Origin of the sequence: Labrys sp. LIt4, assembly GCF_017813775.1 — a bacterium.
GTDB classification, from domain to species: domain Bacteria; phylum Pseudomonadota; class Alphaproteobacteria; order Rhizobiales; family Labraceae; genus Labrys; species Labrys okinawensis_A.
Window position 1 is genome coordinate 1 of record NZ_JAGIPY010000052.1, and the last position, 866, is coordinate 866.

The window sequence follows — 866 nt, forward strand, 5'->3', positions numbered from 1 at the left end:
CCGATCGTCGAGAGATTGGCGCCTGCGCTGACGATGCCGACGCCTCCGCCGATCATCTGGAGGAACTTGGCCAGATCGGTGGACGGAGCGTTGGAGATATAGAGCACGTCCTTGTTGCGCATCAGGAAGCGCTGCGACCACAGGAAGGAGGCGGGATTCTTCATATCGAGGCGATAGACGACGGGGACGCTGCCCGACCGGTAGCCACCGGACGTCACGCCGCCCCTGAGTTCGCGATAGGCGGCTGCATCCTCGTAGCGGAACACGAAGACGCCGCTGGCATCCGAGCGCGAATCGTTCAGGCCGCCGGCCTTGCCGATGGCTTCGGCGAGGGTGACCCTGTCGCTGGTGAAATCGATGGTGTCGTTCTTGCCGGTGGCGCCGAGCACGGTGAAGGTGCGCGGCTCGCGATAGATGAAGAGCTGGTCGTCCGCGCGCAGATAGATGTTCTCGCGCGGATTGGAGACCAGGGAGGTCAGGCTTTCCACGCCCGTGCGCGAGCCGCGCGTCAGGCGCACGAAGAGGTCGTGGGCGGCTGCCTGCGGCCCGCCGGCGAGGGCGATCGCATCGAGCACGCGCGTGCCCTTGACGGCAAGGGGGAAGCGGCCGCCCTGGCCGACTTCGCCGGAGACCGTGACGAGATTGGCGGCATTCTGGGTGAGGGTGACGAGCACCTGCGGCTCGATCGCCTTGGAGGACAAGGCGCTGACGATGGCCTGCCCGACCTGGGCGGGCGTACGGCCGGCGGCAACGACGCTGCCGGCATAGGGCACGTTGATGCGCCCGCCGCGATCGATCTGCTGGGGCGGCAACTGCACGCTCTTGCTGCCGGCGCTGCCGGTGGCGTCGGCGGTGCCGAACAGGCC

General features: G+C 67.9%; 1 protein-coding gene. It reads right to left on the reverse strand.

The annotated features are described in order from the left end of the window. The coding region (locus tag J8I29_RS29650) for a polysaccharide biosynthesis/export family protein (protein WP_209434422.1) at positions 1-866 on the reverse strand (866 nt) is incomplete at both ends.